The sequence below is a fragment of the Pseudomonas neuropathica genome, assembly GCF_015461835.1.
Lineage (GTDB): Bacteria > Pseudomonadota > Gammaproteobacteria > Pseudomonadales > Pseudomonadaceae > Aquipseudomonas > Aquipseudomonas neuropathica.
Genome location: NZ_JACOPX010000005.1, coordinates 129129 through 145406, shown reverse-complemented (window position 1 = coordinate 145406; position 16278 = coordinate 129129). Strand labels below are relative to the sequence as shown.

The following is a 16278-nucleotide window of genomic DNA, read 5'->3' as shown; positions in this document are numbered from 1 at the left end:
TCGGAAAAGCTGCTTTCTCAAACGATGATGGAGCGTCACAAATGCGTACCCGTTACTTCTATTCTCTGATCTTTGCTTTTCTCACCAGCGCCTCGATCGCCGCTATTGCCGCACCTGTTGCGCCAGCGGAGTCACCGAAAGCGCCGTTGGTGATGGATGCAGCGGCAGCTTCCCAAAGTGCAAAAGTCGATCTCAACGATGCCGACGCGGCGACGCTGCAAAAGGAACTGGCGGGAGTCGGTGAGGCCAAGGCGAAAGCGATTGTTACGTATCGTGAAACAAACGGGCCGTTTTCATCGGTGGATGAGTTGCTGGAAGTGAAGGGGATTGGCAAGGCGATCCTGGATCGCAATCGCGACAAGCTGGAAGTCAACTAAGCTGAGTGTTCAACGCCAAGAGGCCGGTCATTGACCGGCCTTTTTCATTTGACGCAGTGCTTGGCTGCGGATAGCAGTGGAAAGGGCAGCTGCCGGATGATCTAAAATTACGACTATCATATTGCCTTTAGATTATGTCTATAATAATTTTCCGATGCGTTGAGCCAATACGCCTCATCGGCAAATTCCTTCATCAAGCGTTCCAGGAGCATTCTCATGAATTCTGCACAATCCCAAGGTACTGCTCTGGTGACCGGCGCATCGTCGGGTATCGGTGCGATTTACGCTCAGCGCCTGGCGGCGCGTGGTTTTGATCTGCTGCTGGTGGCCCGTGACAAGGGTCGTCTGGAAGGCGCTGCGAGTCAGTTGCGTGAAGCCCATGGCATTCAGGTCGAAGTACTCAAGGCCGATCTGACGCTGAAGGACGATGTGCTCAAACTCGAACAACGCCTGCGCAGCGATTCCAGCATCAGCTTGCTGGTCAATAACGCCGGTGTGGCGGCGGACGGATTGCTGGCCAACGCCGATATGGACCAGTTGGAGCGGTTGATTCAGCTGAACATCACCGCCGTCACCCGACTGGCATCGGCGGCCGCCGCCAGTTTCGCCAAGGCCGGGCGTGGCACGATCATCAATATCGCCTCGGTGGTGGCATTGTTTCCGGAACGTTTCAACGCTACCTACAGCGCCAGCAAAGCTTATGTACTGAGCCTGACCCAGTCGCTGAACACTGAACTCGAAGGCACCGGCGTGCAGATCCAGGCCGTGCTGCCGGGGGTGACCCGCACCGAAATCTGGGAGCGTTCCGGTATCGATGCCAGTGGCATTCCGGCAGAAATGGTCATGGACGCAGGCGAGATGGTCGATGCGGCGCTGGCCGGTCTGGATCAGGGCGAGTTGATCACCATTCCTTCGCTGCCTGACGCAAGCGAATGGCACGCCTTTGTTGCGGCTCGCCATGTCATGGCACCGAACCTTTCCCGCAGTTCCGCAGCCCAACGCTACAAGTCCGGCAATTGAATTGATCAGAGGTCACCACGGTATGGATTCGCGTCGAATAGTCGTCACGGGCATGGGCCTGGTTTCACCCTTGGGCAGCGATCTCGAAGTCGTATGGCAGCGTTTGCTGGCCGGGCGTTCTGGTTTGCGTAACTTGCCTGAGGCAACGGTCGCTGATTTACCCACGCGAGTCGGCGGCGCGGTGCCGACGCTGGAAGAGGACGCTGAAGCAGGTTTCGATCCGGATCGCGCCACGCCACCGAAGGAGCAGAAGAAGATGGACCGCTTCATTCTGTTCGCCATGGAGGCTGCCCGTCAGGCGCTGGAGCAGGCTGGCTGGCATCCTGCAGAAAGCAAAAGCCAGGAGCGTAGCGCAACGATCATCGGTTCCGGTGTCGGCGGTTTTGGCGCGATTGCCGACGCCGTGCGCACCACCGACAGTCGCGGTCCTCGGCGTTTGTCACCGTTTACCATTCCTTCGTTTCTGGTCAATCTCGCGGCAGGTCACGTGTCCATTCAACACGGCCTCAAGGGGCCTTTGGGCGCACCGGTGACGGCGTGCGCTGCGGGTGTTCAAGCGATTGGCGACGCGGCGCGATTGATCCGCGCCGGCGAAGCGGATATTGCCGTGTGTGGCGGCGCGGAAGCCTGCATCGACCGTGTCAGTCTGGCCGGTTTCGCGGCAGCGCGGGCACTGTCGAGCGGTTACAACGACACCCCGGAGCGCGCGTCTCGGCCGTTCGACAGTGGTCGCGATGGTTTCGTGATGGGCGAGGGCGCCGGGCTGTTGGTGATCGAATCCCTCGAGCATGCGTTGGCGCGTGGCGCGACGCCTTTGGCGGAGCTGGTCGGCTATGGCACCAGCGCCGACGCCTATCACCTGACGGCCGGGCCTGAAGATGGCAGTGGTGCGCGGCGGGCGATGACGCTGGCACTGGCGCAGGCGGGTATCGAGCCGGATCAAGTGCAGCATCTCAATGCGCATGCGACCTCGACGCCAGTGGGCGATCTGGGTGAGTTGGCCGCGATCAAGGCGTTGTTCGGAACCGAGAATAAAATCGCCGTAACCTCGACCAAGTCAGCCACCGGTCATTTGCTCGGCGCTGCCGGTGGGCTTGAAGCCATTTTCACACTGTTGGCGATTCGTGATCAGGTGGTGCCGCCGACTTTGAATTTCGACAATCCCGATCCGGCGAGCGCAGGCGTGGACATTGTTCATGGCCAGGCTCGGCCGATGTCGATCGAATATGCACTGTCCAACGGTTTCGGGTTTGGCGGGGTCAATGCCAGCGTATTGTTCAAGCGCTGGCAGGCTTAGTCGCGGTTCTTGAGGTGATCGCGGGTGATATCGAGGATGCGTTGCGCAAACCCGGCATCCGCGACACTGCGCGACAGCAGCAGTGCACCGACCAGGGTCGACATGATGACGATGGCGCGGTCAGCGCTGTTCTCGCCTTCGAGGCTGTTTTCGATCTGCTCCAGCCGTGCGTTGAGCACCACGTCACTGGTGGGACTCGGTTGCCCGCGCAGCCCCAACTCGGAAGAAATGGTCAGCAGCGGGCAGCCTTCATCTGGCGATGTCTGGTGCCATTCGGACAGATACGTCTCGATGAACACATCAAGCGCGTTGTCCTGGGCAAAAATCTCGGCACATAACCCGTCGACCTGGTTGCCGGCCTCTTGCAAGGCCTTCTCGACCAACTCGTCCTTGGACTTGAAATGTGAGTAGAAACCGCCATGGGTCAGACCCAGCGCTTTCATCAGGGGTTGCAGGCCGGTAGCGCCGATTCCGTCCTTGCGAAAACGTGCCGAAGCCTCCTTGATGATGCGCTGATGGGTCTGGGCTTTATGATCCTGCGAATAACGCATCTGGAACTCTCCGCAACAATGTCCCCATCTTAACCAAGGAAAATTAGATGGTGACTGTACTTCTACTTCTTAAAAGCGTGCGGATAGCTCCAATGGCTATAAAAAGCACAAACCCCGCAGATCAGGCGGGGTTGTGTTCAGCGGTCTTGGGCGTCTTTGGCGTCCGCTTCGGCATTGCGTTGGGCAACGCGTCGGCGTTCTTCATCGGTCAGATCGACCTTGTTGGCGGTGTCGCGCAACATCATTAATCCACCCACGATCGAGCCGATTGCAACGACCAGAATCAACCAGGCATACCAAGGCATAACGGCTCTCCTTAAGGGCAGGTCGACGGACGAGGATTTCGCCGTGCAACGCTGCATACCACTTTTGAGCGAAGTGAACTCGCAGTGGTTCCATTCTAGGCCGCTTGTACCCGGTACACCCGAAATCCCTCAATGACCTGTCAGCATCGCATCGGCTGGCGCGTCGGCACGCAGTTGTCCGGTCAGCAGGAAGTAGCCGAAACCGACCGCCATGAAGCCAAGGAAGATCAAGCCGATCAATGCGTTGAACCAGGCCATCGCCACCAGACAAACCACCGCCAGCACCAATGCAATCATTGGAATCAACGGATAGCACGGCGCGCGGAAAGTACGCTCGAGATTGGGTTCCGATTTACGCAGTTTGAACAGGCTGAGCATGCTCATGATGTACATCACGATGGCGCCGAACACGGCCATGGTGATCATCGCCGCGGTGAGCGTCATGCCGCCGAGGTTGATCAGCCCGTCGCTGTAAATCGCGGCAATGCCGATGATGCCGCCGACAATGATTGCGCGATGCGGTGTCTGGAAGCGTGAAAGTTTCGCCAGCGAGGCTGGCAGGTAACCGGCGCGGGCCAGAGCGAAGAACTGACGCGAGTAGCCGAGAATGATCCCGTGGAAACTGGCGATCAGACCGAACAGGCCAATCCACACCAGCATGTGCAGCCAACCGGAGTTATCGCCGACCACGGTTTTCATCGCCTGCGGCAGCGGGTCGTTGATGTTGGCCAGGGTGCGCCAGTCGCCGACGCCGCCGGCAAAAAACATCACGCCCATCGCCAGTAACACCAGAGTCAGGATGCCGCTGATGTAAGCCTTCGGAATCGTGCGTTTCGGATCCTTGGCCTCTTCGGCAGCCATTGCCGCGCCTTCGATGGCGAGGAAGAACCAGATCGCAAATGGAATGGCCGCGAACATCCCGGCAATCGCCGGCGCGCCAAATACATCCGACCCTGCCCAACCGTTCAAGGCGAAGTTGCTGAAGCTGAACGCGGGCGCAACTACGCCCATGAACACCAGCAGTTCGGCGACGGCCAGCACGCAAACAATCAGCTCGAACGTGGCCGCCAGTTTCACCCCAAGAATATTCAGGCCCATGAACACAATGTAGGCGCCGACTGCTGCGTGTTTGGGGTCGAGCGCCGGAAACTGCACATTGAGGTAGGCGCCAATCGCCAGGGCAATGGCCGGTGGCGCGAAGACGAATTCGATCAGCGTGGCCAAGCCTGCAATCAATCCTCCTTTTTCACCGAAGGCGCGTCGGCTGTAGGCAAACGGCCCGCCCGCATGGGGAATCGCGGTGGTCAGTTCGGTGAAACTGAAGATAAAGCAGGTGTACATGGTCGCGACCATGAACGAGGTCACCAGAAAACCCAGCGTACCGGCCACGCCCCAGCCGTAACTCCAGCCGAAATATTCCCCGGAAATCACCAGCCCTACGGCGATGCCCCACAGATGCAACGTGCCCAGTGTGGGTTTGAGTTGTGTGTTCATGCGTTTGCTCCCTGAACGGTTTGGAAAGCTCAGGGGAGGGCGTTTGCAGTGCGCGTGCCATTGCGCTGAAACAAGTCGTAATGAGTTGAAAGCTGTCGTATCGGGGATGTTCGCGGGGGGATAGCTGCTTTTTGTGCGCCAGTTGGGTGCAGTGGTGCCTGTTTTGACGCTATCGCGAGCAGGCTCACTCCTACAGGGGAACGCATCCCAACTGTAGGAGTGAGCCTGCTCGCGATGGGGCCTGCACTAACGTCAGAAAATCTCTCCGTAAAGCCCGCATAAACCCACTCTTTACGCTTTCTTTATGCACAGCCAACACCCTCGCTCTCGTTCCTTTACAGCCTCCTTTCCGACAATGCCTCCACACGCGGCAATACGCCGTAACACGGAGATCTTCCATGAGCGTTCTGGACGGGGTGTCACTGCTGTTGGCAGTGGGGCTGTTCATTTATCTGTTGGTTGCGCTGTTGCGCGCGGATCGGAACTAGGAGCGGCTATGCACAGTTATGACTATTGGCTGATCCTCGCGTTTTTTGCGGTGGTCTTGCTGCCGGCGCCGTTCCTCGGGCGCTTCTACTACAAGGTAATGGAAGGTCAGCGCACCTGGCTGACGCCGATTCTCGGTCCGGTCGAGCGCGGTTGCTATCGCGTCGCCGGGGTTGATCCTAACGCCGAGCAGAGCTGGCAGAAGTACACGCTGGCGCTGCTGGCGTTCAACCTTGCCGGTTTCCTGCTGCTGTTCGCGATCCTGTTGTTTCAGGATCACTTGCCGCTGAACCCGCAAAATCTGCCGGGCCAGGAATGGACGCAGGCATTCAACACCGCGGTCAGTTTCATGACCAACACCAACTGGCAGTCCTACAGCGGCGAGGCGACCCTCAGCTATCTGAGCCAGATGGTCGGTCTCACCGTGCAGAATTTCGTCAGCGCCGCCACCGGCCTGGCCGTGCTGGTTGCGCTGTGCCGTGGCATCGGTCGCAAGTCGACCAAGACTCTCGGCAACTTCTGGGTCGACATGACCCGCGCCACTCTCTACGGGTTGCTGCCACTGTGCTTGCTGCTGGCGTTGTATCTGGTCTGGCAGGGCGTGCCGCAAACCTTCGCGCAGTATGTGAATGCGGTGACGATGCAGGGCGTTGATCAAGTGATCCCGCTCGGCCCGGCCGCCAGTCAGATTGCGATCAAGCAACTGGGCACCAACGGTGGTGGCTTCTTCGGCGTCAACTCGGCGCATCCGTTCGAGAACCCGACGGCGTGGAGCAACCTGTTCGAAGTCGCTTCGATCATTCTGATTCCGGTGGCGCTGGTATTCACCTTCGGCCATTACGTCAAAGACCTGCGTCAGAGCCGCGCGATCATCGCCTGCATGCTGGCGCTGTTCCTGATCGGCGGCGCGACTTCGCTGTGGGCTGAATATCAGCCAAACCCGACGCTGAACAACGCTGCGGTTGAACAGACCGCGCCGCTGGAAGGTAAAGAAGCACGCTTTGGCACCACCGCCACCGTGCTGTGGTCGGTGACCACCACCGCAGCGTCGAACGGTTCGGTCAACGCCATGCACGACAGCCTCAACCCGCTCAGCGGCATGGTCGCGCTGGTCAACATGATGGTCGGCGAAGTGATCTTCGGCGGCGTCGGTGCCGGGCTCTACGGCATGTTGCTCAACGTGCTGATCGCGGTGTTCCTCGCCGGTCTGATGATCGGGCGTACGCCGGAATACCTCGGCAAGAAACTCCAGGCGCGCGAAGTGCAATTGCTGGTCGTCACTCTGTTGGTGATGCCGGTCGGCGTGCTGGTGCTCGGTGCGATTGCCGCAGCGGTTCCCAGTGCTGCGGCGACCATCAGCAACCCCGGCCCGCACGGTTTCAGCCAGTTGCTCTATGCCTACACCTCGGCGAGCGCCAACAACGGCTCGGCGTTCGGTGGTCTGGGTGCGAACACGCCGTTCCACAACTTGATGTTGGGTCTGGGCATGTTGATCGGCCGCTTCGGTTACATCCTTCCCGTGCTGGCGCTGGCGGGCAGTCTGGCGATGAAGAAAACCGCACCGATCGGCCAGAACAGCTTCCCGACCCACGGCCCGCTGTTCGTGACCCTGTTGACCGTGACCATTTTGCTGGTGGGCGGCCTGACCTTCTTGCCGACTCTGGCGCTCGGCCCTATCGCCGAACATTTAAGTATGGGCTTCTAAGGAATCCATCATGAATATGCCTGCAATCAAACCCGCTGCCACCAAGGCACCGGAACAAGCGAAAACCGCGATCTCGGCCCTGTGGCGGCCGGCGCTGGTACAAGCTTTCGTCAAGCTCGACCCACGGCAATTGAAGCGTTCGCCGGTGATGCTGGTGGTTGAGCTGACCGCAATTTTCACCACTGTGCTGTGCTTCATTCCCGACGCCGATGTGCCGACCTTCGTCGCTGCGCAAATCGCCCTGTGGCTGTGGTTCACCGTGCTGTTTGCCAACTTCGCCGAAGCCTTGGCCGAAGGTCGCGGCAAGGCCCGCGCCGACAGCCTCAAGGCGGGCAGCGAAGGCCTCAGCGCCCGGCGCAAATTGGCCAATGGCAGCTTTCAAGTGGTGCCAGCGGCAAGCCTGCGCAAGGGTGATGTAGTACGCGTCGAAGCCGGGGAGATGATCCCCGGTGACGGTGAAGTCATCGAAGGCATCGCGGCGGTCAACGAAGCGGCGATCACCGGTGAATCGGCGCCGGTGATTCGTGAGTCCGGCGGTGACCGTTCGGCCGTCACCGGCAACACGCGACTGGTCTCCGATTGGCTGCTGGTGCAAATCACCGCCAATCCGGGCGAGTCGACCCTTGATCGCATGATCGCCCTGGTCGAAGGCGCCAAACGCCAGAAGACCCCGAATGAAGTGGCGCTGGATATCCTGCTGATCGGCCTGACCCTGATCTTCCTGCTGGTGGTCGTGACCCTGCAGCCGTTCGCCCATTTCGCCAACGGCAGCCTGCCGCTGGTGTTTCTGGTGGCGCTGCTGGTTACGCTGATCCCGACCACCATTGGCGGTCTGTTGTCGGCGATCGGTATCGCCGGGATGGATCGTCTGGTGCGCCTCAACGTGATCGCCAAGTCCGGTCGTGCGGTGGAAGCGGCGGGCGACGTGCATGTGTTGCTGCTCGACAAGACCGGCACCATCACCTTCGGTAATCGTCGTTGCAGTGCGGTGTATGCCGCGCCGGGTGTGAGTGGTCGTGAACTGGCCGAAGGTGCGTTGTTCGCCTCTTTGGCTGACGAGACCGCTGAAGGTAAATCCATCGTTGAATACCTGCGTGGTCTGCATCCGCAACCTGAGCCGGCGCTGGAAACCTTGACCGCTGTGCCGTTCAGCGCTGAAACCCGGTTGTCCGGCGTCGACTATCAGGGCCGTGTCTATCGCAAAGGTGCGGTGGATTCGCTGCTGAATTTCCTCAGCCAAAAACGCTCGGATCTGGCTCCGGCACTGTCGCGGGAAATCGACAAGATCGCCCAGAGCGGCGGCACCCCGTTGCTGGTCTGCGCCGACGGCAAACTGCTTGGCGCGATCCACCTCAAGGACGTGGTCAAACCGGGCATCCGCGAGCGCTTTGCCGAACTGCGCAAACTGGGCATTCGCACCGTGATGGTCACCGGCGACAACCCGCTGACCGCAGCCGCCATCGCCGCTGAAGCAGGCGTTGATGACGTCCTCGCCGAAGCCACCCCGGAGAAGAAACTCGCGCGCATTCGTCACGAGCAGAACGATGGTCGTCTGGTTGCGATGTGCGGTGACGGTGCCAACGACGCGCCGGCGCTGGCTCAGGCGGACGTCGGTATGGCGATGAATGACGGCACACAGGCTGCCCGCGAAGCGGCGAACATGGTCGACCTCGACAGCGACCCGACCAAGCTGCTCGACGTGGTGCAGATCGGCAAGGAATTGCTGGTGACTCGCGGTGCGCTGACGACGTTTTCCATCGCCAACGACGTGGCCAAATATTTCGCGATTCTGCCGGCGCTGTTCGCTTCGATCTATCCGCAACTGGGCGTGCTGAACATCATGCAACTGACCAGTCCGCAGAGCGCGATTCTCTCGGCGATCGTCTTTAACGCCTTGATCATCGTCGTGCTGATTCCGCTGGCGCTGCGCGGTGTGCGCGTGCAGGCGGCGAGTGCGGCGGCGCTGCTGCGACGCAATCTGCTGATCTATGGACTGGGCGGGATTCTGGTGCCGTTCGTGGGGATCAAAGCGATCGACATGTTGCTCACGGCGCTGCATCTGGTGTGAGGCCGGAAAAAGCCCCTCACCCTAACCCTCTCCCAGAGGGAGAGGGGACTGACCGAGGTGACTGCGGGAGCTTCACCGACTTGAGATACCGAGCCTAACTCAGGTTTTGAACTGCACAAAGATCGGCTCCCTTTCCCCCTCGCCCCCTTGGGGGAGAGGGCTGGGGTGAGGGGGAAAAGATCTCCCTGACACCCCACCAAAGTTTGCCCAACGAATTCGAGGATCTTGAAATGTCCACAATGATACGTCCGGCCCTGAGCCTGCTGGTGCTGATGACCCTGGTCACCGGTGTCGCCTATCCACTGGTGGTGACCGGTGTTGCGCAAGTCGCATTCCCCGCCCAAGCCAATGGCAGCCTGGTGCGAGACGCCGACGGCAAGGTCCGCGGCTCGTCGCTGATCGCGCAGGATTTTGTCGGCGATGCGTGGTTTCATCCACGGCCATCCGCCGGTGCGTTTGCGACCGTTTCCAGCAGCGCGAGCAACCTGGCCCCGAGCAATCCGGCACTGGCAACCCGCGTGATCGACGACGCCAACAAACTCCAGGTTCCCGGCCAAGGCCCAGTGCCATTGGCCCTGCTGACCACCTCCGGCAGTGGCCTCGATCCGCACTTGCCACCGGCGGCAATTGCCTATCAACTGGCGCGTGTCGCAGCAGCGCGAAATGTGCCGGTATCGACTCTTCAGCAACTGCTCGATGCGCATATCGAACAGCCGCTGGTGGGGCCGCCGGTAGTCAATGTGCTTGAGCTGAACATGGCACTGGAACAGCTCTGAATAGGCGGCGCGACCATTCGCGAGCAAGCTCGCTCCCACAGGAGGACGCGTTCCAAATGTGGGAGCGAGCTTGCTCGCGAAGGGGCCATCATAGACACCGCATAAACATCAGGAAGAGAGAGCATCAAGCATGAGCGACTCCGGCCGCGCCGACGCGCTGTTAGCAGACCTGCCCCGTGACGGCCGTGGCCGGCTCAAGGTTTTTCTCGGCGCCGCTCCCGGTGTCGGCAAGACCTACGCCATGCTCCAGGCCGCCCACACGCAATTGCGCCAAGGCGTGAAAGTCATCGCTGGCGTCGTCGAAACCCATGGTCGCGCCGAAACCGAAGCGCTGCTCGGCGGCTTGCCGCAGCAAGCGTTGGTGCGCTCGGAATACCGTGGCGTGATGCTCGAAGAAATGGACCTCGACGGCATTCTCGCGGCCAAACCGAAACTGGTGCTGGTCGATGAGCTGGCCCACAGCAACGCCCCCGGCAGTCGCCACACGAAACGCTGGCAAGACATTCAGGAACTGCTCGCCGCCGGCATCGACGTGTTCACCACGGTCAACGTCCAGCACCTGGAAAGTCTCAACGATCAGGTGCGCGGCATCACCGGTGTGCAAGTGCGCGAAACCCTGCCGGACTGGGTGTTGCAAGAAGCCTACGAACTGCTGTTGATCGACCTGCCGCCGCGTGAACTGCTCGAGCGTCTGCGTGAAGGCAAGGTCTACGTGCCGGAACAGGCGCGTGCGGCGATCGATGCGTTTTTCACCCAGACCAACCTCACCGCATTGCGCGAACTGGCGATGCAAACCGCTGCCGCACAGGTCGATAACGATCTCGCCCAAGGCTATCGCCAACTCGGTCAGGCCGCGCCGGCGGTGCGTGGCCGATTGCTGGTTGGCGTCGATGGCGATGCGCAGGCCGAACGCCTGGTTCGGCATGCCAGTCGTGTCGCTCAGCGCCGGCATCTGCCGTGGAGTCTGGTACACGTCGATAACGGCGCGGTGCGCGACGAGCAATCACGTCTGCGTCTGCAAAGTGCTCAGCAACTGGCGGAGCGCCTCGGGGGGGAAGTGGTTTTACTGCGCGCCGGTGAAGTCGCGAAAACCTTGGTCCAGCATGCCGCCGAGCGCCGTGCGAGTCTGGTGCTGGTCGGCCAGTCCCGGCCGAGTTGGCGGCGTCGACTGTTCGGTGGTGGCTTGGCCGCGCGTCTGTTGCGTCAGGCCCATGGCCTGGAAATCAACGTCCTCGACAATGATCATGAACGCCCGCAATCGCGGCCGCGAAACCCGCTGACGCTGGTGTGGTTCGACTATGCGCTGGCGCTGGTCGCCACGGTGTTGGCCAGTGCCCTGGCGTGGGCAGTGTCGAGCGTGCTGCCGCTGCCGAACATCTCGCTGGTGTTCCTTGCGGCGGTGCTGCTGGTGGCGGTGCGCAGCAGTCTCGGCCCGGCGCTGGCCTGTGCGGCGCTGTCGTTTCTGACCTACGACTTTCTGTTTATCCCGCCGAATTTTTCCTTCAGCATTCAGCGCGAAGAAGACGTGCTGACCTTGCTGTTCTTCCTGCTCATGGCGGCGCTCACCGGCAACCTCGCGGCGCGTCAGCGGCGGCAATTGCAGGCCCTGCGCGACACCCAGGAAGAGACCACCGAACTGCTCGATCTGTCGCGCAAACTCACCGCTGCGACCGATCGCCAAGCGGTGGTCAGCGCTGCCGCGCAACACCTCAATGGCTGGAGCGATCTGCAGTTATGCCTGCTCAACCGGGACGGGCAGGGCGGCTGGAAGGTCGAGACGGGTGGGCCGTTGGAGTTTACCGAGTCCGAACGCGCCGCCGCTGACTGGGCCTGGCAACACGATCAACCGGCAGGCATGGGCACTGGCACGCTGCCGTTCGGACGCTGGTGGTGGTGGCCGCTGTCAGTCGAGGACGGGCCGCTGGCGCTGCTCGGGGTCTGTGCGAAAGAAGGCCAGACCTTGAGCGGCCAGCGTCGGCGTTTACTCACCGCGTTGAGTCAGCCGCTCGCCCAAGCGTTGGCGCGCGCGCAGTTGGCTGATGACCTGGAAGCCGCACGCCTGCACGGTGAAACCGAACAACTGCGCAGTGCCTTGCTGGCCTCCGTGTCCCACGACTTGCGCACGCCGCTGACCGCCATGCGCGGCAGCATCGACAGCCTGTTGGCCCTTGGCGAGGCGATACCGCTGGAGGACCGTCGCGAACTGCTCGAAGGCACCCGCGACGAAGCCGAACGCCTCGATCGCTACATCCAGAATCTGCTCGACATGACCCGGCTCGGCCACGGGGCGCTGAAGCTGGCGCGGGACTGGGTGTCGCCGGCCGACATCGTCGGCAGTTCGCTCAATCGTCTGCGCGCGGTGCTGGCGCCTTTGCAGGTCAGCACCGATGTGCCGAGTGAACTGCCGCTGCTGTTTGTCCACGCCGCGTTGATCGAACAGGCGCTGGTCAATGTGCTGGAAAACGCTGCACGCTTTTCGCCACCTCACGGTCGTTTGCAACTGAATGCGGGAGCGAATGACCAAGAGATTTTCTTCTCGGTCAGCGATGAGGGGCCGGGGATTCCCGAGGATGAACGGGCGAAGATTTTCGACATGTTCTACACCGCTGCCCGCGGTGATCGCGGCGGCCAGGGCACCGGCCTCGGCCTGGCAATCTGTCAGGGCATGGTCGGCGCGCACGGCGGGCGCATCAGCGTCGCCGACGGCATCGACGGACGCGGCACCTGCATCACCTTGCACTTGCCGTTGCAGACGCAACCGGGGATGGACGATGAAGCCTGATGGCGACTGCGCTACTCTCTTGCCACTTCTTTGTGTTGATGTGAATTCATGAGCCAGACCGCGACCATTTTGGTCATCGACGACGAACCGCAGATCCGCAAGTTCCTGCGCATCAGCCTCGCTTCTCAAGGCTACAAAGTACTTGAAGCCGGCACCGGTGCCGAAGGGCTGGCGCAAGCGGCGCTGAACAAACCGGACCTGCTGGTGCTCGATTTAGGCTTGCCGGACATGGATGGCCAGCAAGTGCTGCGCGAGTTTCGCGAGTGGGCGACGGCGCCGGTGCTGGTGTTGTCGGTGCGCGCGAGCGAAGGGCAGAAAGTCCAGGCGCTGGATGGCGGCGCCAATGACTACGTGACCAAGCCGTTCGGCATCCAGGAGTTTCTCGCCCGAGTCCGCGCCTTGTTGCGTCAGGCTCCGGCAGGGGAGGCGCAGCAGGCGGCGCTGAGCTTCGGCCCGCTGACCGTGGATCTGGCTTATCGGCGGGTGTTGCTCGACGGTGTCGAAGTGGCGCTGACCCGCAAGGAATACGCGGTGCTGGCGCAACTGGCACGGCATCCGGGGCGGGTGATTACCCAGCAACAATTGCTCAAGGATATCTGGGGGCCGACCCACACCGAGGACAGCCATTATCTGCGGATTGTGGTGGGGCATTTGCGCCAGAAACTGGCGGATGACCCGACGCGGCCGCGATTTATCGTGACCGAGGCGGGGGTTGGGTATCGTCTGCTGAGCGAGAACGGCCTGTAGTTTTTGGGGTGGCTGTTCTGGCCCCATCGCGAGCAGGCTCACTCCTACAGGGGATCTGTGTCGAGCATAAATCCCCTGTAGGAGTGAGCCTGCTCGCGATGAGGGCATTGCATTCAATCGAGATTTTTCAGCCGATCACCCCTGCTCACTGTCATACCGATCCAGCGTATCCCGGGCAATCTCGCGCCCCAATGCGATCAGCTCCGGCGCCTTGTAAAACTCGAAAAACCGGCACACCCGCTTCGGCACATTGATCAGGATATCCGGCGGATACCCGGCAATCTTGTACTGCGCCAACGAGGTCTGCATCACCTCGAAACTCTGGTTGATCAAATCCAGCAGCGACGCCGGCCCGACGTTATCGATGATGAACGAACCGGTCGCCGATTTCGGTGCGCCTTCACGCTCGGGCGCGGCTGCCGGTTGCTGGCTCTCCGGCTCGGCGCCGTCCAGCCAGGGATTGATGTCCGCCGCTTCGGCGCGCAGCGCTTCCTGTTCGAGCCGCAACAATTGCTCGGCCTGTGTACGGCGGAATGGCATCTTCGATCCCAGCGAACTGATCAGGCTGTCGAAGCGTGAGCGAAAAGCGGCCGGGCGCTGGATTACCGGCAATTTGTAGTGACGCTGATTGGTCGAGTTGAGATTGACCGCAATGATCAGATCGCAGTGGCTCGACACCACCGGCACGATCGGCAACGGGTTGAGAATGCCACCGTCGACCAGCATGCGATTGCCTTGCATCACCGGGGTGAACAGGCTGGGAATCGCCGCCGAGGCGCGCATCGCCTGATGCAGGCAGCCTTCCTGGAACCAGATTTCTTGCTGGTTGGTGAGGTCGGCGGCGACGGCGGTGTAGGGAATGCGCAAGTCTTCGATGTTGACCTCGCCGACGATCTTGCGGATCTGCCCGAAGACCTTTTCGCCGCGAATCGCGCCGAGGCGAAAACTCACGTCGACCAGGCGCAGCACATCCAGATAGTCGAGACTTTCGATCCAGTTTTTGTAGACGTCGAGTTTGCCAGCGGCATAGATCCCACCGACCACGGCGCCCATCGAACACCCGGCAATGCAGGCGATTTCGTAACCGCGTTTCTCGATCTCTTCAATGACCCCGATATGGGCATAGCCCCGGGCGCCACCGGAGCCCAGTACCAGCGCGACACGTTTTTTCATCCAACGTCCTCCCGACAAGGTTCCACAATGCACCCATCGCCGGGCAGGCTCAATCGCCGAAGTCGTTGAGTGCGCCAGTGACGTCGTTTTTTCGCTACTGCATGGCCCTTCAGCGCTATCCTTCTCAGTTGCGCGGTTTCACCCGCCGGCAAGGCACTTTTTCGTAGCCCGGCCGTCTTACCTGCACGACTGTTGACCTATTTGAGGTGTGAGTGATGAAAGCCTGGATCTGTGTGCCGTTGATGGCTCTGGCATTGGCCGGTTGCGCCGGTAAAACCGCTTACCGCGACAGCTGCGGCAGCCAGCTCGACGCGGCCTGGCATGAGCTGGATCTGGCCAAGGCCGAAGGCTTTGCCGGCACTGTCAGCTACTCCAAAGCGTTGTCGCTGCTGACCGCCGCGAAGACCCAGCAGCAATTCGAGGGTTTCGAAGGTTGCAGCAAGAAAGCCGAGAAGGCGCGTTTCTACATTCGCGAATCCCGCGCCGGCCGCTAAGCTGCTGACGTGAAGCAAGGACGCTGCTTTGACTGAGCGGCAAAATGAACCTCGAAGCCATTTGAATCAGGAGCAAGTGATGTCTGCGTTGGTTGACCGGTTGGTGGCTCATGTCCTGAGTCTGGAAGTGCGCCTGCTGGCCTGTCAGGCACGGCTCACTGCACGGACCGACCCCGAGGCGCTGCATGATCTGCGCACCACGGTGCGGCGCTTGCGCAGTCTGTTGCGGCCATTGCGCGGTCTGCCCGGTGTCGAACAACTGGAAGATGCCGCTTCGGCGGTCGGCCAATTGACCACCCCGTGGCGTGATCGCGAGGTGTTGGCGGCGTACCTGCTCGCGCATGATCAGCCCGAAGCCGCGCAACGCCGCATGGTGCAGATGGCCGAGGCTTATCCGGCGCTGGCGGCGAGTGCCGAAGTGGCCTCGCTGCTGATGATTCTCGACGCTTTCCCGCGATTTCTGCGTGCGTCTCAGCGTCAGGGCTTGCTCAAGGGCTTGGACAAACGCATCGAAAAGCGCTTGGGCAAGCAATGGCAGAAACTCGACGAGGCGCTGCACGATCCCGCCCATGACCGCCATCGCCTGCGCCTGCTGATCAAGCGCGTGCGTTACGGCATTGAGGCCTATCCCGAACTCGACCGCTTGCCCGAGGCGGCGCTGGCTCGCCTCAAGTCTGCCCAAGGCGCGCTGGGCGACTGGCACGATTGCTGGCAGTGGCTGGCGAAGGCTGAGCTGGAGGCGGATCTGCAGCCCTGTGTCGCCACTTGGCAGGCGACCATGATCAACGCCGAAAGCAAGGCTGATCGCGTGCTGGAAAAACTCAGTTCAGCCTGTTTCAAATAACCTTAGCCCCGCGATATCTCCTGTAGGAGCTGCCGAAGGCTGCGATCTTTTGATCTTGTTGTTAAAAATCAAAATCAAAAGATCGCAGCCTTCGGCAGCTCCTACAGGGTTTTGTGTCTGTATTGAAATACGCTAAGGCCTTTCTGTCAGCCCATTTGA

Annotated in this window: 15 protein-coding genes; 11 read left to right on the top strand and 4 right to left on the bottom strand. The window is 61.0% G+C overall.

Annotated features, from left to right (window positions below; all coding sequences use genetic code 11):
- The first annotated feature begins 41 nt into the window (after positions 1–41).
- From H8F23_RS08420 to fabF, 3 genes are all read left to right on the top strand, one after another.
- Positions 42–377, top strand: a complete 336-nt coding sequence (locus H8F23_RS08420; RefSeq protein WP_194934015.1) for a ComEA family DNA-binding protein — start codon at positions 42–44, stop codon at positions 375–377.
- Between the two features lie 216 nt (positions 378–593).
- Positions 594–1397, top strand: coding sequence for an SDR family NAD(P)-dependent oxidoreductase (locus H8F23_RS08415; RefSeq protein WP_194934014.1), 804 nt, complete (start codon positions 594–596; stop codon positions 1395–1397).
- A gap of 22 nt (positions 1398–1419) precedes the next feature.
- On the top strand, positions 1420–2694 hold the full coding sequence (gene fabF, locus H8F23_RS08410) for a beta-ketoacyl-ACP synthase II (RefSeq protein WP_194934013.1): 1275 nt from the start codon (positions 1420–1422) through the stop codon (positions 2692–2694).
- On the opposite strand, the gene H8F23_RS08405 is transcribed toward fabF, so the two are convergent.
- The 3 genes from H8F23_RS08405 to eat form a co-directional block, all read right to left on the bottom strand.
- Positions 2691–3245, bottom strand: coding sequence for a TetR/AcrR family transcriptional regulator (locus tag H8F23_RS08405; protein ID WP_093435230.1), 555 nt, complete (start codon positions 3243–3245; stop codon positions 2691–2693). The two genes, fabF and H8F23_RS08405, sit on opposite strands and share 4 nt — an antisense overlap.
- Positions 3246–3382: 137 nt before the next feature.
- Positions 3383–3550, bottom strand: a complete 168-nt coding sequence (locus H8F23_RS08400; protein ID WP_007908505.1) for a DUF2897 family protein — start codon at positions 3548–3550, stop codon at positions 3383–3385.
- Positions 3551–3679: 129 nt separating this feature from the next.
- Positions 3680–5044 (bottom strand): ethanolamine permease, encoded by a 1365-nt coding sequence (gene eat, locus H8F23_RS08395; protein ID WP_194934012.1) that lies wholly within the window; start codon positions 5042–5044, stop codon positions 3680–3682.
- 398 nt (positions 5045–5442) lie between these two features.
- On the opposite strand from eat, the gene kdpF reads away from it, so the two are divergent.
- From kdpF to H8F23_RS08365, 6 genes are all read left to right on the top strand, one after another.
- Positions 5443–5532, top strand: a complete 90-nt coding sequence (gene kdpF / locus H8F23_RS08390) for a K(+)-transporting ATPase subunit F (protein WP_007899818.1) — start codon at positions 5443–5445, stop codon at positions 5530–5532.
- Positions 5533–5540: 8 nt separating this feature from the next.
- On the top strand, positions 5541–7235 hold the full coding sequence (gene kdpA / locus H8F23_RS08385; RefSeq protein WP_194934011.1) for a potassium-transporting ATPase subunit KdpA: 1695 nt from the start codon (positions 5541–5543) through the stop codon (positions 7233–7235).
- A gap of 10 nt (positions 7236–7245) precedes the next feature.
- Positions 7246–9303, top strand: coding sequence for a potassium-transporting ATPase subunit KdpB (kdpB, locus tag H8F23_RS08380; protein WP_194934010.1), 2058 nt, complete (start codon positions 7246–7248; stop codon positions 9301–9303).
- Positions 9304–9533: 230 nt separating this feature from the next.
- Positions 9534–10079, top strand: a complete 546-nt coding sequence (gene kdpC / locus H8F23_RS08375; protein ID WP_194934009.1) for a potassium-transporting ATPase subunit KdpC — start codon at positions 9534–9536, stop codon at positions 10077–10079.
- A gap of 130 nt (positions 10080–10209) precedes the next feature.
- Positions 10210–12861 carry a sensor histidine kinase gene (locus tag H8F23_RS08370; RefSeq protein WP_194934008.1) on the top strand — a complete coding sequence of 884 codons (2652 nt, stop codon included), beginning with the start codon at positions 10210–10212 and terminating at the stop codon, positions 12859–12861.
- 48 nt (positions 12862–12909) lie between these two features.
- Positions 12910–13608 (top strand): response regulator, encoded by a 699-nt coding sequence (locus tag H8F23_RS08365; RefSeq protein ID WP_194934007.1) that lies wholly within the window; start codon positions 12910–12912, stop codon positions 13606–13608.
- Positions 13609–13743: 135 nt separating this feature from the next.
- On the opposite strand, the gene H8F23_RS08360 is transcribed toward H8F23_RS08365, so the two are convergent.
- The gene (locus H8F23_RS08360) at positions 13744–14781 is read right to left on the bottom strand and encodes a patatin-like phospholipase family protein (RefSeq protein ID WP_123453059.1); all 1038 of its coding nucleotides are present in this window, start codon (positions 14779–14781) and stop codon (positions 13744–13746) included.
- 215 nt (positions 14782–14996) lie between these two features.
- Between H8F23_RS08360 and H8F23_RS08355 the strand changes: the two genes are divergently transcribed.
- Positions 14997–15275 (top strand): hypothetical protein, encoded by a 279-nt coding sequence (locus H8F23_RS08355; RefSeq protein WP_007908543.1) that lies wholly within the window; start codon positions 14997–14999, stop codon positions 15273–15275.
- A 79-nt stretch (positions 15276–15354) separates the two neighbouring features.
- Positions 15355–16119, top strand: coding sequence for a CHAD domain-containing protein (locus H8F23_RS08350; protein ID WP_194934006.1), 765 nt, complete (start codon positions 15355–15357; stop codon positions 16117–16119).
- Positions 16120–16278: the final 159 nt, after the last annotated feature.